The sequence below is a fragment of the Nonomuraea sp. 3N208 genome, from assembly GCF_052245935.1.
Taxonomy (GTDB): Bacteria; Actinomycetota; Actinomycetes; order Streptosporangiales; family Streptosporangiaceae; genus Nonomuraea.
Genome location: NZ_JBQQBR010000018.1, coordinates 1 through 15807, shown reverse-complemented (window position 1 = coordinate 15807; position 15807 = coordinate 1). Strand labels below are relative to the sequence as shown.

General features: G+C 72.3%; 12 protein-coding genes and 1 pseudogene. 9 read left to right on the top strand and 4 right to left on the bottom strand.

What is annotated here, in order from left to right; genetic code table 11:
* Positions 1-263 precede the first annotated feature (263 nt).
* The 3 genes from ACTWPT_RS26655 to ACTWPT_RS26645 all read right to left on the bottom strand — a co-directional run bounded on the left by ACTWPT_RS26655 (position 264) and on the right by ACTWPT_RS26645 (position 4368).
* Positions 264-2921, bottom strand: coding sequence for an ATP-binding protein (locus ACTWPT_RS26655; RefSeq protein ID WP_443180186.1), 2658 nt, complete (start codon positions 2919-2921; stop codon positions 264-266).
* A 71-nt stretch (positions 2922-2992) separates the two neighbouring features.
* Positions 2993-3733 (bottom strand): nucleotidyltransferase domain-containing protein, encoded by a 741-nt coding sequence (locus tag ACTWPT_RS26650; RefSeq protein ID WP_443180185.1) that lies wholly within the window; start codon positions 3731-3733, stop codon positions 2993-2995.
* The gene (locus ACTWPT_RS26645) at positions 3730-4368 is read right to left on the bottom strand and encodes a nucleotidyltransferase domain-containing protein (RefSeq protein WP_443180184.1); all 639 of its coding nucleotides are present in this window, start codon (positions 4366-4368) and stop codon (positions 3730-3732) included. Before ACTWPT_RS26645 ends, ACTWPT_RS26650 begins: the two co-directional genes overlap by 4 nt.
* A gap of 45 nt (positions 4369-4413) precedes the next feature.
* Between ACTWPT_RS26645 and ACTWPT_RS26640 the strand changes: the two are divergent.
* From ACTWPT_RS26640 to ACTWPT_RS26600, 9 genes and pseudogenes are all read left to right on the top strand, one after another.
* A pseudogene (locus tag ACTWPT_RS26640) lies at positions 4414-5091 on the top strand (AMP-binding protein); the annotation flags it as partial.
* Positions 5092-5153: 62 nt separating this feature from the next.
* Positions 5154-6287, top strand: coding sequence for an AMP-binding protein (locus tag ACTWPT_RS26635; protein WP_443180183.1), 1134 nt, complete (start codon positions 5154-5156; stop codon positions 6285-6287).
* A gap of 64 nt (positions 6288-6351) precedes the next feature.
* Positions 6352-9201 (top strand): NACHT domain-containing protein, encoded by a 2850-nt coding sequence (locus ACTWPT_RS26630; protein WP_443180182.1) that lies wholly within the window; start codon positions 6352-6354, stop codon positions 9199-9201.
* Positions 9202-9334: 133 nt separating this feature from the next.
* Entirely contained in the window at positions 9335-10489 is a 1155-nt protein-coding gene (locus ACTWPT_RS26625) for a sensor histidine kinase (RefSeq protein WP_443180181.1), read from the top strand.
* Entirely contained in the window at positions 10486-11139 is a 654-nt protein-coding gene (locus tag ACTWPT_RS26620) for a response regulator (protein ID WP_443180180.1), read from the top strand. Before ACTWPT_RS26625 ends, ACTWPT_RS26620 begins: the two co-directional genes overlap by 4 nt.
* A gap of 386 nt (positions 11140-11525) precedes the next feature.
* Entirely contained in the window at positions 11526-12413 is an 888-nt protein-coding gene (locus tag ACTWPT_RS26615; RefSeq protein ID WP_443180179.1) for a hypothetical protein, read from the top strand.
* A gap of 33 nt (positions 12414-12446) precedes the next feature.
* Positions 12447-13355, top strand: coding sequence for a hypothetical protein (locus ACTWPT_RS26610; RefSeq protein WP_443180178.1), 909 nt, complete (start codon positions 12447-12449; stop codon positions 13353-13355).
* A 21-nt stretch (positions 13356-13376) separates the two neighbouring features.
* Positions 13377-14324 carry a hypothetical protein gene (locus ACTWPT_RS26605; protein ID WP_443180177.1) on the top strand — a complete coding sequence of 316 codons (948 nt, stop codon included), beginning with the start codon at positions 13377-13379 and terminating at the stop codon, positions 14322-14324.
* A 310-nt stretch (positions 14325-14634) separates the two neighbouring features.
* Positions 14635-15486 carry an alpha/beta fold hydrolase gene (locus tag ACTWPT_RS26600; protein ID WP_443180176.1) on the top strand — a complete coding sequence of 284 codons (852 nt, stop codon included), beginning with the start codon at positions 14635-14637 and terminating at the stop codon, positions 15484-15486.
* 22 nt (positions 15487-15508) lie between these two features.
* Here ACTWPT_RS26600 and ACTWPT_RS26595 read toward each other — a convergent pair whose 3' ends face one another.
* A complete protein-coding gene (locus ACTWPT_RS26595; RefSeq protein WP_443180175.1) occupies positions 15509-15655 on the bottom strand; it encodes a hypothetical protein in 147 nt (48 codons plus the stop codon).
* Positions 15656-15807: the final 152 nt, after the last annotated feature.

The window sequence follows — 15807 nt, the reverse complement described above, 5'->3', positions numbered from 1 at the left end:
GCGGTCTCGGTCGACGCCCAGTGGAGCGTGCCGTCCAGTGCGGGCTTGCTGGTAGCGGGGGTGTCCGAAGAGGCTGGAACGCAATATAGGGCCAGAGGGAAACGGATCCGGAGTGCCACGGTCAGGACGAGCCACGGTCAGGACGAGCCACGCCGTCACGCATCGACACGGGTACCGCTTCACCTAACGAGCGCTACCGCCACACGGTGCCGCCAGCTCGCCGATCTGGAACTGCGCCACCGCCGCCGGGCCTGCGTCCGGTCTCAGGAGCCGGCGTCGCCGGGCTCATGGGCCAGGACTTGCCTTGTCAGCTCGACGCGGCTCCTCACGTGCAGCTTGGCGAAGGCGTGGCGCAGGTGGCTGTCGACCGTGTGCGGTGACAGGAACAGCTCGGCGGCCACCTCCCTGTTCGTCATGCCCTGCGCGACCAACCGCGCCACCCGCAGCTCGGATGCCGTCAACGCACCCCACCCTCTGCCGGGCCGCCGCCGCGCGGTGCCTCTCACCGCGCCGCACGCCCGATAGATCTCGAGCGCCTCCTCCCGCCGTCCCGTCTCCTCCAGCGCCGCCGCCAGCCCGAGCGGCCGCGGCCCTGCTCGATACAGCTCGATGGCGTCATCCAGCCTGCCGTCGGCGTGCGCGGCCCCCGCCGCCAGCGACACCACGCCGGGATTGCGCCGCGCCAGGTCGCGTACGCGGGCGATCACCCGCGGGTCCGCCCGCCACCGAGCGGCCATCCACGGCTCCTGCACCAGCAGGTACGCCAGCACCGCACCGGCCGGCACGACCCCGCTCCGAGACACGCCCCCAGCCACCGGCCCGGTCACCGGTTCCTCGAGGAGCCCCCGCCTCCAGCGCAGTTCCTCAGCCACCAGCCCCGGCCCGTCGCCGGCCAGCTCGCGTCCGCGATCCAGGTGGCGCCGCGCGGTGTCCGGCTCGTCGCGCAGCAACGCCACGTGGCCGAGTACGCCGTGCAGGGCCGGGACCAGTGCCATCGCCGAGAGCTGCGCGGCCACCCGCAGCCCCGCCTCGGCCTCCGCCGCGGCGTCGTCCAGCCGTCCCCAGGCCAGGAACAGCTCGGCCCTGAGCCGGTGCAGCAACGGCAGCGACCACGCGGTGCCCAACCGGCCGGACTCCCGCTCGACCACCGCGTAAACGCGCTCCGCCTCCTCGAACCTGTCCAGCGCCATCAGCGCCGCCCCCAGCCACAGTCGCGGATGCCGGTGCGCCGCCTCGCCGCCCGCCGCGTCGGCCAGCCGCACGGACCGCTCGGCGAAGCCCAGCGCATCGCCCAGGTCGCCGCGGAAGATCGCCACGGTCGAGCGCGCTTGCAGCCCCACCACCTGGGCGAACGCCTCGCCCTCCACGACCGCCCGCGCCGCCGCCGCGTCCGCCTCGTCGATCTCGCCCGTCATCATCAACGCGTGCGCCCGCACGGCCAGCAGCCGCGCCCGTTCCCGCACCGGCACGCCCGGACTGCTCAGTACGTGGCCGGTTCGCCCGATGACACCGTGATCGTCCCCGGCGTGCTTGAGCGCCTCGGCGAGCCCGAGCGCGATCCCCGCCTCCTCCGCCGGGGAGAGCGGAGTCCAGGGCGTGTCGGCCAGTTCCCTGGCTTCCGCCAGCCGCCCTGCCGAGGCGAGCAGCCGCACCGCGGCGGCGACGAGATCGGCGTCCGGCCCGCCGGACGCCGGGTCCCCTTCCGCGCCCGCCGCCCAGTCCCTTTCCGAGTTCGTGTTCCGCGCCTCCGCCGACCGGGCCTTTCGTAGGTCCGGCAGCGCGGTGGCCGCAGGCGTGGCGGACAACTCCAGGGCGCGCAGCATCAGGTCGGCGGCGGCCGACGGGGCGGTGTCCGTCATCTCCTCGGCGGCCGCCCGAAGTTCGCGGATCGCCGCCACGTCGCCGGCGCGGGCGCCGTGCCGCAGGTGCTCGGCCAGCTCCGCGGGTGGCCGGCCCTCGTTCCTGAGCACGGCCGCAGCCTCCCGGTGCAGCGCCGTCCTGATGGGGGACGGGAGCCCGGCGTACACGGCCTCGCGGATGAGGTCGTGCCGGAACGCCAGCTGCTCCGCCACCTCGACCAGCGCGCCCGCCGCCACCGTTTGGCGGACGTGCGCGAGCACCGAACCGGGCGCCGACCCGAGCATTCCCGCCGCTTCGTGCACCGTGAACGGCCGCCGCAGCACCGAGGCCACCTCCAGCAGCCGCCGCGCCTCGGAGGACAGGTCACGTAACCGCCTCTCGACCGCCGCACCGAACCCGGACGGCAGCTCCACCCCGTCACCCACGCCCCACGCGCCGCTCTTGATCGTGGCCGCGCCGCTCACCACCTCGATCCGGCCCTGATCGCGCAGCCCCGTCAGGACCTCCTCCAGGAGGAACGGGTTGCCACCCGCCGCTCGCGCCCATTCCAGCACCGGCGGTCCGGGCTCGGCACCGAGTATCCGCCCGCACAGGTCCGCCGCCTCCGCCGCAGTCAGCGGCGGCAGCGGCAACCGCTCGGCGTCGCCCTCGGCGATGAGCCGCTCCACGGCCTCCTGCTCGGGAAACGACCGCCGGCCCAGCAGCCACACCACGGGCGAGGCGGCCGGCCCGGGCACGAGCTGCCGCAGGGCCAGGCAGCTCAGCTCGTCCGCCCACTGAACGTCGTCCAGGACGATCATCAGCCGCCGCTCCCGGCTGAAGCGCTCGATCGCCTCACCGAGCCGCTCGACCAACCGGAACCCGCCCCCGGTCGCCCACCCACCGCTCGGCAGGTCGGGTGGGGTGAGGACGGGGGTCAAGGGGCGGAGGAGGGTGGACAAGGGGGCGACCCGGTCCAGCTCGGTGGCCCGGCCGAACGCGACCGTCGCGCCCCTCGACCGCCCCCGCCCGACCGCCTCTTCCAGCAACCGACTCTTGCCGATGCCGGCCGGCCCTTCCACCACCAGTCACCCGGACGCCGCCCGCAGCACGTCATCGACGGTGCGGAGCGCGTCCTGCCTGCCCACGAGCGTCACGGCGTCGCCAGCCGGGCCCGTACCACCAGATCGTGCAGCGCCTCCTCCGCCGTCGCGCGCTCCGGCAGCGCCGAGGCGTCCCGCGCCTCCTCCAACGCTGCGGTCATCCGCTCCACGTCCGCCTCCACCCCCAGGACGGACGGTGACCGCCCGTGCTCGGCCTCCCGCTTCAAGTCGACCAGCTCGGGCAGGTACGCGGGCCCGTACGCGTACAGCCGCGTCAGGTCGGCCTCCAGTTCCCCGGTACGCATGAGGTGCATCCCCGTGGCCAGCACGCGGAAGGTGTAGAGCAGCGGCTTCAGCTCCATGGTCTTCAGGAAGAGCCCCCACTGCGTGCGCGCGAACCCCAGGTAGTGGTGGGCGTGGTGCCGCGTCACGCACCCCGGCGCCAGAGCCACCAGCTCCTCGTGGACCGGCGACGATGCCACCACCAGCGGCGACAGCAACTGCTCCAGCACATAGCCGTTGCGCCCGAGCAGCAGCCGGCAGAACTTCGCGAGGTCGTGTGTGACCAGGTCCATCTCCACGCCGTCGCGCGTCCACGTCCGCTCCAGCGTCTCCGGCCCGTGCCGCAGCCCCGCCACCTCCTCGACCGGCAGCACGTGCACACCTCGCAGGTCCCCGTCGGAGTCCACCGACGGGAAACCGTACAGGTGGGCGCCGCTCACCGTCGCGAACACCAGCGGGTACGGCTGCTCGCCCGGGATCTCGGACAGCCAGCCCGGTAACACGTTCACAGATTCTCCTTCCGTACGCCGATCAGGAACTCCTCCACCCGCTCCCGGTCCGGCACAGCGGGCAGCACGCTGGGCGTGGCGGCCAGCTCGGCGGACAGGGCCGCCCGCCAGGCGTCCACCTCCGCCCACGGCACCTCGCCCCGCTTGATCGCCAGCAGCCGCTCCCGATGCGGCCCGACGTAGACCAGCGGCTCACCGTAACGCATCAGGTGCAGGCCGCTGAGCAGCAGTCGCACCATGTGCATGGCCTGCTTCCACTTAGGCGCGGCCGGGTCGAGCCGGCGGAACTGCGCGTCGGCGTACCCGGCGAAGGACTGCTGCGCCTTCGCCGACACGAACGCCCCGCGCAGGTCCCGCAGCCGCCGCCCGGCCGGCGTGATCAGCTCCACGACCGGGGACCACAGACACTCCAGGACGGTGGGATTGGCGTCGAGCGCGAGCACGCAGAAGCGTTCGACCTCCCACGAGAACTGCTCGGGCAGCGGCCCGTCCCGGTGCGTGGCGGGCTTGTCCAGCCGCCAGAACGCGGCCGTCGGCGCCACGAACACGCCCCGCCGGTCGGTGTCCGAGGCCTCGGTCTGCAGACCGTACGCCCGCGAACCCATGACGACGGAAAGGATCAAGTCATCACTCACCCGAACATCTTGCGCCATGGGGCCGGCGGCTGTTCTGATCGACAAGTGGGCGCTTTTGACGAGGCTTACCGGCAGAGCATCGAACACCCCGACGAGTTCTGGGCCGAGGCGGCCCGCGGCATCGACTGGGACGTGGCGCCCGCCACCGTCTTCGGCGACGGCCGGTGGTTTCCCGACGGTCGGCTCAACACCTGCTACAACGCGGTGGACCGGCACGTGGCGGCCGGGCGCGGTGAGCAGGCCGCGCTGATCTACGACAGCCCCGTCACGGGCGTCGTGCGCACCTTCACGTACACAGAGCTGCTCGACCAGGTCGCGCGGACCGCCGGCATGCTGCGGGACCTCGGCGTGCGCGCCGGTGACACCGTCGTGATCTACATGCCGATGGTGCCGGAAGCGGTGGTCGCCATGCTGGCGTGCGCGCGGCTGGGCGCCGTGCATTCGGTGGTGTTCGGCGGGTTCGCGGCCAGGGAGCTGGCCGTGCGGATCGACCACGCCCGGCCCAAGGTCGTGATGTCGGCGTCGTGCGGGATCGAACCGGCCCGGGTGGTGGAGTACAAGCCGCTGCTGGACGCCGCACTGGAGCAGGCCGCGCATCGGCCCGACCGGTGCGTGATACTCCAGCGGCCACAGTGCCTCGCCCGGCTCGCCGAGGGGCGCGACCTCGACTGGGCCGAGGCCGTACGCGGCGCCGAGCCGGCCGACTGCGTCAGCGTGGCCGCCACCGACCCGCTCTACATCCTCTACACCTCCGGCACCACAGGCTCGCCCAAGGGCGTCGTCCAATGCAGCGCGACAACGGCGGGCACGCCGTCGCGCTGCATTGGAGCATGTCCCACGTGTACGGCGCCGCGCCCGGCGAGGTCTACTGGGCGGCCTCCGACGTGGGCTGGGTGGTCGGCCACTCCTACATCGTGTACGCGCCGCTGCTGGCCGGCTGCACGACCGTGCTGTACGAGGGCAAGCCCGTCGGCACCCCCGACCCCGGGGCGTTCTGGCGGGTGGTGTCCACGCACGGCGTGCGGACGTTGTTCACCGCGCCGACCGCGATCAGGGCCATCAAGAAAGAGGACCCATCCGGAAATTTCGCGAAAAAGTGGGACCTGTCCGGACTTCGCTACCTCTTCCTGGCCGGCGAACGCCTCGACCCCGACACTTACCACTGGGCCTCCGACCTGCTCGGCATCCCGGTCATCGACCACTGGTGGCAGACCGAGACCGGCTGGCCGATCGCCGCCAACTGCGTCGGCCTCGAGCCCCTGCCGATCAAGCCCGGCTCCCCGACCAGGCCCGTGCCCGGCTGGGACGTGCACATCCTCGACGCCGACGGCAACGACCTGCCGCCGGGCGTCGATGGGGCGGTCACCGTCAAGCTGCCGCTGCCGCCCGGCTCGCTGCCCACCCTCTACCGCGACGACGACCGTTTCCGGCGTTCCTACCTGGAGCGCTATCCCGGCCACTACCTGACGGGCGACGGCGGCCACCTGGACGCCGACGGCTACCTGTACGTCATGGGCCGCATCGACGATGTGATCAACGTGGCCGGGCACCGGCTCTCGACCGGCGCGATGGAAGAGGTCATCGCCTCGCACCCGGACGTCGCCGAGTGCGCCGTGATCGGCGTGGCCGACCAGCTGAAGGGCCAGCTCCCGGTCGGCTTCGTGGTGCTGAAGGCGGGCGCGGAACGCGACCCGGGGGAGCTCGAACGCGAGCTGACCGCGCTGGTGCGCGAGCGCATCGGCCCCGTCGCCGCCTTCCGCCGCGCCGTGGTGGTCGCCCGCCTGCCGAAGACGCGCTCGGGCAAGATCCTGCGCGCCACGATGCGGGACATCGCCGACGGCAACCCGTACACCACGCCGTCCACGATCGAGGATCCCGCCGCGCTGCCCGAGATCGCCGAGGCCATAGGAGGAAAGTGACAGGAAGGCTGCGAGACGGCGGCATGCGGCGCATGATGGGACATCTCAGTCCCGGGAGAAGGTCATGATCGAGACTCCGAGCTACGCAGACGCCCTGAGGATGCTCGGATGCAAGGACAGCAGGCTCGCCAAGGTGATCGGCTTCGCCGCGGCCGCCGAGCGTACCGGCTGGCCGCTGGCCGGCGGCCAGCAGCTGGTGACCGGGCTGGCCGACATGCGCAACTCCATCGTCCGCTACGGCGAGGACGTCGTGGCCCGCATGTCGGAGCTGCGCGGCGGTGTGGACCGGCACACCCGCACCCAGCGCCTGGCCGCCGCGCACGCCGTGATCGTGGTCTCGGCGTACTTCGAGGCGCTCGGCGAGGCCAAGCTGCCGTTCACGCTGGAGCAGCTCGACCGGACCGACCGGATCTCCCACGGGGTGCCGACGCCCGAGCGGTTCGCCAGGCTGATGGCGGAGCTGCTGCTCGAGCGGCTTCCCACGCCCGAGCCGCACCTGCCGTACGGTGAGACCCGTCAGGCCGTGGAACGTGCCTACCTGCGGATGTCCGAGGCCATGGCCGGATATGTCGGCGGCCTGTCCATCTGGGACGAGCTGACCGTCGACGACCAGCTCCTGCTGCCCAGGATGCTCGCCGAGGGGCCGCCCGCGCACGCGCTGCGCATCTACGACGAGGACTACCGGTCGCTGGCGCTGGACAGCCACGAGTTCGGGGTGCGCAGCCTCGTCACCGAACGCCCGCAACCGGCGACGGCGCTGTCGCGGGTGGCGTGGCTGCTGGCCGAGCTGGCCCCGCCCCGGGTGGGCGACCGCCCCGTGATCCACCTGGCCAGGATGGCCGCGAACGCCCTCGACCAGCCGCTCCTGCTGGCCGGCAAGCTGCCCGAGGACGTCTACCTGCCGCTGCTCGGCGAGGGCTACCTCACCCCGCGCTGCCGGGTCGCCGAGCTCACCCGCGAGGCCACCCCCGCGTTACGCACCTGGTGGGAGAGCAGGCGGTTGCTGCCCGACACCGAGGCGTTCCTGGTCGGGCACCTCACCTCGCTGCGCGCCACCCAGGCGCCGCTGCTCGTGCTCGGCGAGCCGGGCTCGGGCAAGACCAAGCTGACCGAGGTCCTGGCCGCCCGGCTGGCCCGCTCGGAGTTCCTGCCGATCAGGGTGGACCTGCAGAGCGTGGCCGCGCGGGCGAGCGTCACCGAGCAGATCGAGCAGGCCATCGGCGCGCTCCTGGGGGACGAGGTCGAGTACGTCGAGCTGCTGTCGGCCGCCGACGGGGCGTTGCCGGTGATCCTGCTCGACGGGTTCGACGAGCTGGTGCAGGGCGGCGTCGACCGCTACGACTACCTGGCGCAGGTCCAGGAGTTCCAGCACCGGGAGGCCGGTCTGGGCCGGCCGGCCGCGGCGATCGTGACCAGCCGCACCGTGCTGGCCGACCGGATCAGGTTCCCCGACGGGCTGCTGGCGCTGGAGCTGCAGCCGTTCGAGGACGACCAGGTGCGGCAGTGGCTGACCATCTGGGACCAGGCCAACCGCGCCCTGCTGGCCAGGCGCGACCTGAAGCCGCTGCCCGCCGAGGCGGCGCTCGCCCACGGCGAGATGGCCAGGCAGCCGCTCCTGCTGCTCATGCTCGCGCTCTACGACGCCGGCGGCAACGCGTTGCAGCGTGGCACGCCGGCGCCGCTCAAGCGCTCCCGCCTGTACGAGGTCCTGCTGCGGGACTTCACCGAGCGGGAGACCGGCGGGGCGCGGCGGGTGCTGATCGACCAGGAGCTGGTCATGCTGGGCACGGTGGCACTGTCCATGCTGGCCCGCGGCCGCCAGGTCATCACCGACGAGTCCCTCGACCGGGACCTGCCCGCCCTGTGCCACGGAGGCGAGGACGATCATTCCGACGAGGAGGATCGCGTCGACTGGGCGCGCAAGGCCACCGAGCGCTTCTTCTTCGTACGCAGGAACGGCCACGCGTTCCTGCACTCCACATTCGGCGAGTTCCTGGTGGCCTGGCTGGCCATGTACGCGCTGCGCGACCTGGACCGGCGCCGCCGCCACGCAGGGGACGAGCCGCTCGCGCTGGTGCAGAGCGTGGACGACGACCTGCTGTACGCCGTCACCTCCCACTCGTGCCTGGCCGAGCGCGGGCCGACGGTCGGATTCGTCCTGGAGTTGCTCGACGAGCTGCCGAGCGCGGTGCGGGCCCGCTGCGCCGAGCTGCTGACCGGGCTGCTGCGGCGCTCCCTGTACGAGCGGAGCCGCCGCCATTTCACCGGCTTCCGCCCGGTGCGTCACACGCTGGCCCGGCGCCTGGCCGCGTACTCGGCCAACCTCACCCTGCTCATCGTCTGCGCCTCGGAGGAGCCGGTCACCGTCTCGTCGCTGCTGCCGGGACCGGACTACCTAGAGCACTGGGCGTCGTTCACCCACCTGTGGAAGGGCCAGCTGGGGGAGGAGGGCTGGCAGGGCCTGATCACCGCCCTGTCGGCGCAGCGGGTGATCGAGGGCGGCAAGGAGGACGTCGTGCTCGGCGGTACGGAGTCCTCCGGCATGGGCGACGTCGTCGTGGCCGTCGCCACCGGCCACTCGCCGCGCCACCGCCGGCTGCTGGACCTGCTGCTGCGGGCATTGGGGGAGGGGGGCGCGCTGCCGTACCGCGACCGCGTCGGCATCCTGGAGGAGCTGCTGCGGACGGCGGCGGTCCGCTCGCCCGCCATGCATCAGGCGCTGGGGAGGCTGTGGGCGGAGCCCGGCGCCGAGCACGCCGAGCTGCGGCCGCTGCTGCAGGCCATGCTCGCCGACCCGGCCGGCCGGATGGCGACCTGGGAGCAGCTCGTCAGGGCCGGCATACCGGAGACCGAGCTGTGGGACCTCCACGAGGACGTCAGGGAGCCGACGGATCCGCCGGCAGCTCCACGATGATCGTCAGCCGTCCTCATCCCCACGGCCGGGCCGTGACCGTGCCGGGCGCCTGCGTGGCTACCGCGCATGCCGTACCCCAGGTGCTGCGGCGGGAGTATCGCGCGGTGGGGGAGTGGCGCACTACCGTGCGGGTGTGAAGACGATTGCCCTGGTGTGTGCGATGGCGGTGGCGGTCTTCTCCTCGACGGTCATGGCCTACGGCAACCAGCCGGACGCCAGGCCGCTCGACCTGCTCGGCTACGCGCTGCTCAGCGCGACGGCGCTCGGGCTGGCCTGGCTGCAGGACCGGCCCGTGGCGGCGCTGGTGGTGTGCGCCGGCGCGGCGGTGGCCGTCTTCACCCTGGGGTACCCGCTGTCGTTGTGGGCGGTGCCCCCGTTGATCGCCGTGTTCGCGGCCATTGCTGCCGGCAAGCGGCTGGCCGGATGGGCCGGAGCGACGGTGCTCGTGGCGGTGCCCGGTGCGGTGCTGGTCGTGCGGTGGGAAGTGGAGGTCGCGGTCGCGGTCCTCGTCTGGGCGCTGCTCGTGCTGGCCGCGGCCCAGCCGGCGGAGGTGTCGCGGGCCCGGCGCGCCTACACCGAGGAGGTGGAGCGCCGGGCCGCCTACGCCGAGCGCACCCGCGAGGAGGAGGCGCTGCGGCGCGCCCAGGAGGAGCGGCTGCGGGTCGCCAGGGAGCTGCACGACGTCACCTCGCACACGGTGTCGGTGATCGCGTTGCACGCCGCCGTGGCCGCCGAGGCCGTGGACCGCGCCGGAGGGCCGCCCGAGGCCGCCGCCGCGCTCCAGGTCATCCGCACCTCCAGCCGGCAGGCCCTGGCGGAGATGAAGACCGTGCTCGGCGTGCTGCGCCCCGGGACCGGCACACCCGCCGCCGGTCCGCCGGGTCCGGGACGCCTGTCGCCGGCCGATCTCCACGACGGGCGGCACCCCATGCCCGGCTCCGCGCAGCTGCCCGCGCTCCTGCGGACCGCCGGCCTCCCCGTACGCCTGGACGTCGAGGGCGAGCAGCGGCCGCTCCCGCCTGCCGCCGACCTGACCGTCTACCGTGTCGTCCAGGAAGCCCTGACCAACACCATCAGGCACGCGGGCGCCACCACGGCGGCGGTCACGCTGACCTACGAGACCGGAGCGGTGGCCGTGCGGGTGGACGACGACGGCAAGGGGAGCAAGGCGCCTCGCGGGCACGGCCTGACCGGCATGGCCGAGCGGGTCGCCGCCGTGGGCGGCCTGCTCACCACCGGGAACGCCCCCACCGGCGGCTTCCGCGTCACCGCCCGGCTACCCGCATGATCACGGTCCTGCTGGCCGACGACCAGCCCCTCGTACGGGCAGGACTGCGGGCCCTGCTGGACACCGAAGAGGACCTGACCGTGGTCGGCGAGGCCGCCGACGGCGCGGAGGCGGTGCGGATGGCCCGCCGGCTCCAGCCTGACGTCGTGCTGATGGACATCCGCATGCCCGAGGTCGACGGCCTCCAGGCCACCAGGACGCTGGCTGGGGACGGCGTGCGGGTCGTCGTGGTCACGACCTTCGACCTGGACGAGTACGTGTACGAGGCGCTCCGCTCCGGAGCCAGCGGCTTCCTGGTGAAGGACGCGGAACCGGCCGAGATCCGGCACGCCGTGCGGGTGGCGGCCCGGGGCGACGCCCTGCTCTCACCCGGCGTCACGCGGCGGCTGATCGAGGAGTTCACCGCGCGGCCCGCCGGCCTGGACGCCGATCGGCTGGCCGCGCTGACCGGCCGCGAACGCGAGGTCCTCGCCGGGGTCGCCCGCGGCCTGACCAATACCCAGATCGCCGAGCGGCTCTTCATGAGCCCCCTCACGGTCAAGACCCACGTCAACCGGATGATGGCCAAGCTCGGCGTACACGACAGGGCCCAGCTGGTCGTCATCGGCTATGAGACCGGCCTCGTGCGCCCCGGCGACCATCCCGGCTGACGCCGGCGCGGCGATGCCCGTCACCGGTTCGGCCGGTGCCGCGATGCCCGTCGCCGGCGTGGCCGCTGTGGCGATCGACACCCGCGCCACTCCGCCGACCGGCGGCGATGGACCGTCGGCGCCCTACTTGCCGGGTTTTCCAGTGGCACGCCAGAGGCCGGGCTCCGCGGACGCGTCGATGCGAATCACGGGGGTCGGGCCGGGCGTCGGTGCTGGTCGACGGCCCGAGTGGCGGCGCCATCGCGGTGCCCGCGGCCGTGGAAAGCGCTTGGTGCGTGCACGTGGGGTTCCCGGCCCTGACCTTTCCGAGGCTGACACTCAGCCGGAATGTTACGTAATATCCGAACATCACGAGCGTTGGGGGCGCCAGGGTGCCAGGACAGAGCGTGGGTGTGGTCGTCGATCCGGGAGTTCCCCCGGAGGTAGCCGGTTTGTTGCGTGCCAATGCCCCGCTGCTGTCGAGGGTGCGGGCAGGCTGGGTGCCCCCCGCCGAGGTACACCACGCACGCCGCAAAGGCCCCTCCAGCGCGATGCTCCTGGCCATCACGCCCGCCGTGATCGCGCTCATGGCCGTCCTCCTGGCCTCGCGCTTGGCGCCGGCCGGGTTCGTGCTGCTCGGCACGTACGTCTTCATCGTCCTCGTCAAGATCGCCTCCATGAGCGAGGTTCCCGAGGACGATCGCCCGCACGAGCGCCACGTGTACGAGCAGGCCCGCTGGTACGACGGCCGTTACCTCCTGCCCGACGACTTCGATCAGGAGGCCAGGCTCGTGCTGGGCAGGGCGCAGCGGGCCATCGGCTCGGTGCTGCGCTCCCACGTCAACGCCGAAGGGCTGCTGGACGACGCCCGTAACGCGGTGATGCTGCCCGACCAGGAATGGGAGATCGCCCGCCTGCTGGCCAAGCTGTCGGCGCTGCGCGGCGAGCACAAGGAACTCCTGGCCAGGGGCATCGCCCCGGAGGTCGCCTCGGTGATCGCACCGCTCGAACGCGCGCTGGCCGGCAGCGAGGCCGCCGTGATCGCCCGCGTGGAGGCGCTGGAACGTTACGCCGGCCACGTCGCAGAGGCCGAGCGTGCCTACCACGCCCGCGGCCAGATCGAGGAATTGCGGTCGAGGCTGCCGCGATACGAGGAACTGCTGGCCGAGTCGGGGGCCGACGCGCTGGCGGTGACCGAGATCGAGCGGCTGGCCGAGGACGCCGACGTGCTGGAGCGGACCTTACGGCGCAGCGTCGCCTCTGCGCACGAGGCGTTCAAGTATCTGGAAGGCTGACAGTCGGACAGATCGGCACATAGGATCAGTTAGGTGCCCGGACGTCAAGCGAAGGTGATAGTCGATCCGGCGGTGCCTCGCGACGTCGCGGACCTTTTACGTGACAACCCCAAGATCCTCGCCCGCATCCACGACGGCTGGGCGCCGGCGCACAAGCGGCTGCGCCTCGGGGCCGGATTCGCCGTCCAGCTGGCCGTCACCGGAACGGCCGCGCTGGCCGTGCTGTACGGTCTCATCCTCTTCGTCGCCCGTCTCTACATCCCCTTCGTGGTAATCATGACCGGGGCCGCGCTCATGATCGTCGCCGTCCTGCTCCGGCCCAGACCCGACGTCGAGGTCGAGCGCCGCCACGCGCTCGAACGCCTCGTCCACGACAAAAGCCGCGAGTACCACGGCCGCTACGTCCTGCCTGAGCACCTCGACGAGCCCGCCCGCGCGCTCATGGCCCGCGCCCAGGCGGCCGTCGAGCAGGTCATGGGGTCCAGGGTCAACGCCGAGGGACTGCTCGACGACGCGCGCAACGTCGTGATGCTGCCCGTACAGGAGTGGGAGATCGCCCGGCTCCTGGCGAAGTTGTCCGAGCTGCGTGCCGAGCATCAGGAGGTGGTCTCCGAAGGGATCACGCCCGAGGTGGCCGCCGTGGCCGAGGCCCTCGGCGAGGCGCTCGACAGCAGCCAGCGAGCCGTGCTCGCCCGCGTCGAGGCACTGGAACGTTACGCCGGCCACGTCGCCGATGCCGAGCGCGCCTACCGCGCCAGGCACCAGATCGAACGCCTCAGCGCCCGGCTGCCCCGCTACGAGGAGCTCCTCGCCGAGTCGGGCGCCGGCGGATCCGCCGTACCGGAGCTTGGAAGGTTATCGGACGACGCCGACCGCCTTGAGCAGGCACTACGCGACAGCGTCAGTTCGGCGCATGAGGCTTTTCGCCACCTTAAAGGTTGACTTCGCTTAGGATCCGATTTTGTGGCAGATGTCGTGGTAGACCCCGGAGTGCCGCCGGACGACGCGCAACTGCTGAAACAGAGCCGGCGGGTCCTCATCAAGATGCGACAAGGCTGGGCTCCGCAACCACGCAGAGTCCTGTCCGGCGCGCACTGGCGCATGGTGGCGGCCTTCGCCACGGTGGCCTTCTTCGGGCTGATGCTCGGCTTAGGTGCCGCGGGCAGGGGACTCGGCCTGCTCATGCTCGTGCTCTTCGGCATTCCCCTCATGATCGTGCTGTTCGTCCGCAACGATCTGCCGGGCGAGGAGGAAGACGACTTCGAGCGCGAGATCTACGAGCAACTGCGCTGGTACGAGGGCCGCTACGTGCTGACCGAGGACCTCGACGAGGCCTCCAAGAAGCTGCTCACCCGCGCCCAGCGGGCCATCGCCACCGTGACCGGCTCCCGGGTCAACACCGAAGGGCTGCTCGACGACGCGCGCAACGCGGTGATGCTGCCGGCCCAGGAGTGGGAGATCGCCCGGCTCCTGGCCAAGTTGTCGGCGCTGCGCACCAAGCACAGGGAGACCGTCTCGCGTGGCGTCACACCCGAGGTCGAGGCGGTGGCCGCGCCCCTGGCCCGGGCGCTCGACAGCAGCGAGGCCGCCGTGATCGCCCGCGTCGAGGCGCTGGAACGTTACGCGGCCAACGTCACCGAGGCCGAGCGAGCGTACCGCGCCCATCACCAGATCGAGGAGCTGCGCGGCCGGCTGCACCAGTACGAGGAGCTGGTGGCCGAGACCGGCGCGGACGGCTTCGCCACGGTGGAGCTGGAGCGGTTGGCCGCCGACGCCGACCGGCTGGAGCAGGCGTTGAGGCGGAGCGTGAGCTCCGCCCACGAGGCCTTCCGCTACCTCGACCCGAGCCCACCCGGCGACGACGACCCCCCGCGCCTTCCTGGCCGCCCCGACGACGGCGGCCAGCACTAGACGGGTGCTTTCACGGCGTCCACGACATCGCCGTCGCTCCACCAGGGCCTGCTCTTCTGCTATCCCAGGGCCTCGCGCAGTTCGTCGAGAGAGGCGTGGGAAGCGAACCGGGCGGAGTTTGGATCATGCATCGGTCCATTGCGCGCGCCGCGGCCGGCTTGGAAGACGAGGTAGGCCCTGATAGGCCTGGTAGGAACGCCGGCCGCGCGGGCGGTACGGCCGGCGGCGGCGCCTGCACCTCAAGCCCCGTGCCGTGAAGGATTCTCGCTGGGACTGTCACAGGCCGGAGGGCTGCCCGGTCTTAGGGGACATGATTGCTAATTCCACATCGGAGACCCGCTCCGCCTCGATCCGCACCAGCCTCCTCCGTGCCGGCCTGGCTGCCGTCGCCGTGGCCACCGTGACCTTGACCGGGACCTCGGCGGCGAGCGCGGCCGCATCGACACCCGCCAAGCCCACCATCATCCTGGAACACGGTGCTTTCGCGGACGCCTCGAGCTGGACGGGTGTTGTCGAGCGGCTGCGGCGTGACGGGTATCCGGTGATCGCTGCGGCCAACCCGCTGCGTGGCCCCGTCAGTGACGCCGCCTACCTGCGCAGCCTGGTGGATCACGTCCAGGGCCCGGTGGTGCTCGTCGGCCACTCCTACGGCGGATCGGTCATCAGCACCGCGGCCGATGGGGACGCGCAGGTCAAGGCCCTCGTCTACATCGCGGCCTTCGCGCCGGACACCGGCGAGAGCGCCGTGGGCCTCAGCGGCAAGTACCCCGGCAGCACACTGGGCGAGACACTCCAGTCCGTGCCCTTCACTCTCCCGGACGGCACTGCCGCCACCGATCTCTACATCGATCAGAGCAAGTTCCACCAGCAGTTCGCGGCCGACGTTCCCGCGGCGACCGCGAAGACCATGGCCGCCACCCAGCGCCCCATCACCTCCGCCGCACTGGAGGAAAAGGCCACCAAGGCGGCCTGGAAGACGATCCCCTCCTGGATGCTGATCGCGACGCAGGACAAGAACATCCCTGTGGCCGCGCAGCGCTTCATGGCCAAGCGCGCCCACTCGCACGCCGTCGAGATCAACGCCTCACACGCTGTGTCCGTCTCGCGGCCTGACGCGGTCACGCGCCTGATCGAGCAGGCCGCCAAGGCCACCGTCCGCTAGGACGTCTCTTCCCACCGACTCCCTACCAGCAGACGCTGACCAGAATGCGGCGGTGCCGGGCGCCATCGAAGACGACGAGCGTGCGGATGTCGCCCACGGTCAGCGCGGGCAGCGAGCCGCTGCGGGGACCGAGCCCGGCCTGCATGGCCACCGCGGCGGCCGCGTTCATGCGGCTCTTGGGCCACCGCCCCGCCGGACGCTAATGGGAACCACCGAGTCCGCTGATCGGGCAGACTCGGTGCCTGGTGGCCGCTGGTGAGTGAGCACTCCCGGACGCTGGACCGATCTTCGAGTCCTGTGGACAGACCGTTGCCCTCACCG

Excerpts from the sequence above, each read along its gene's own strand:
- ACTWPT_RS26620 (WP_443180180.1), top strand. The coding sequence starts at position 10,486 with ATGATCACGGTCCTGCTGGCCGACGACCAGCCCCTCGTACGGGCAGGA.
- ACTWPT_RS26635 (WP_443180183.1), top strand. The coding sequence starts at position 5,154 with ATGCAGCGCGACAACGGCGGGCACGCCGTCGCGCTGCATTGGAGCATG.
- ACTWPT_RS26600 (WP_443180176.1), top strand. The coding sequence starts at position 14,635 with ATGATTGCTAATTCCACATCGGAGACCCGCTCCGCCTCGATCCGCACC.
- ACTWPT_RS26595 (WP_443180175.1), bottom strand. The coding sequence starts at position 15,655 with ATGAACGCGGCCGCCGCGGTGGCCATGCAGGCCGGGCTCGGTCCCCGC.
- ACTWPT_RS26630 (WP_443180182.1), top strand. The coding sequence starts at position 6,352 with ATGATCGAGACTCCGAGCTACGCAGACGCCCTGAGGATGCTCGGATGC.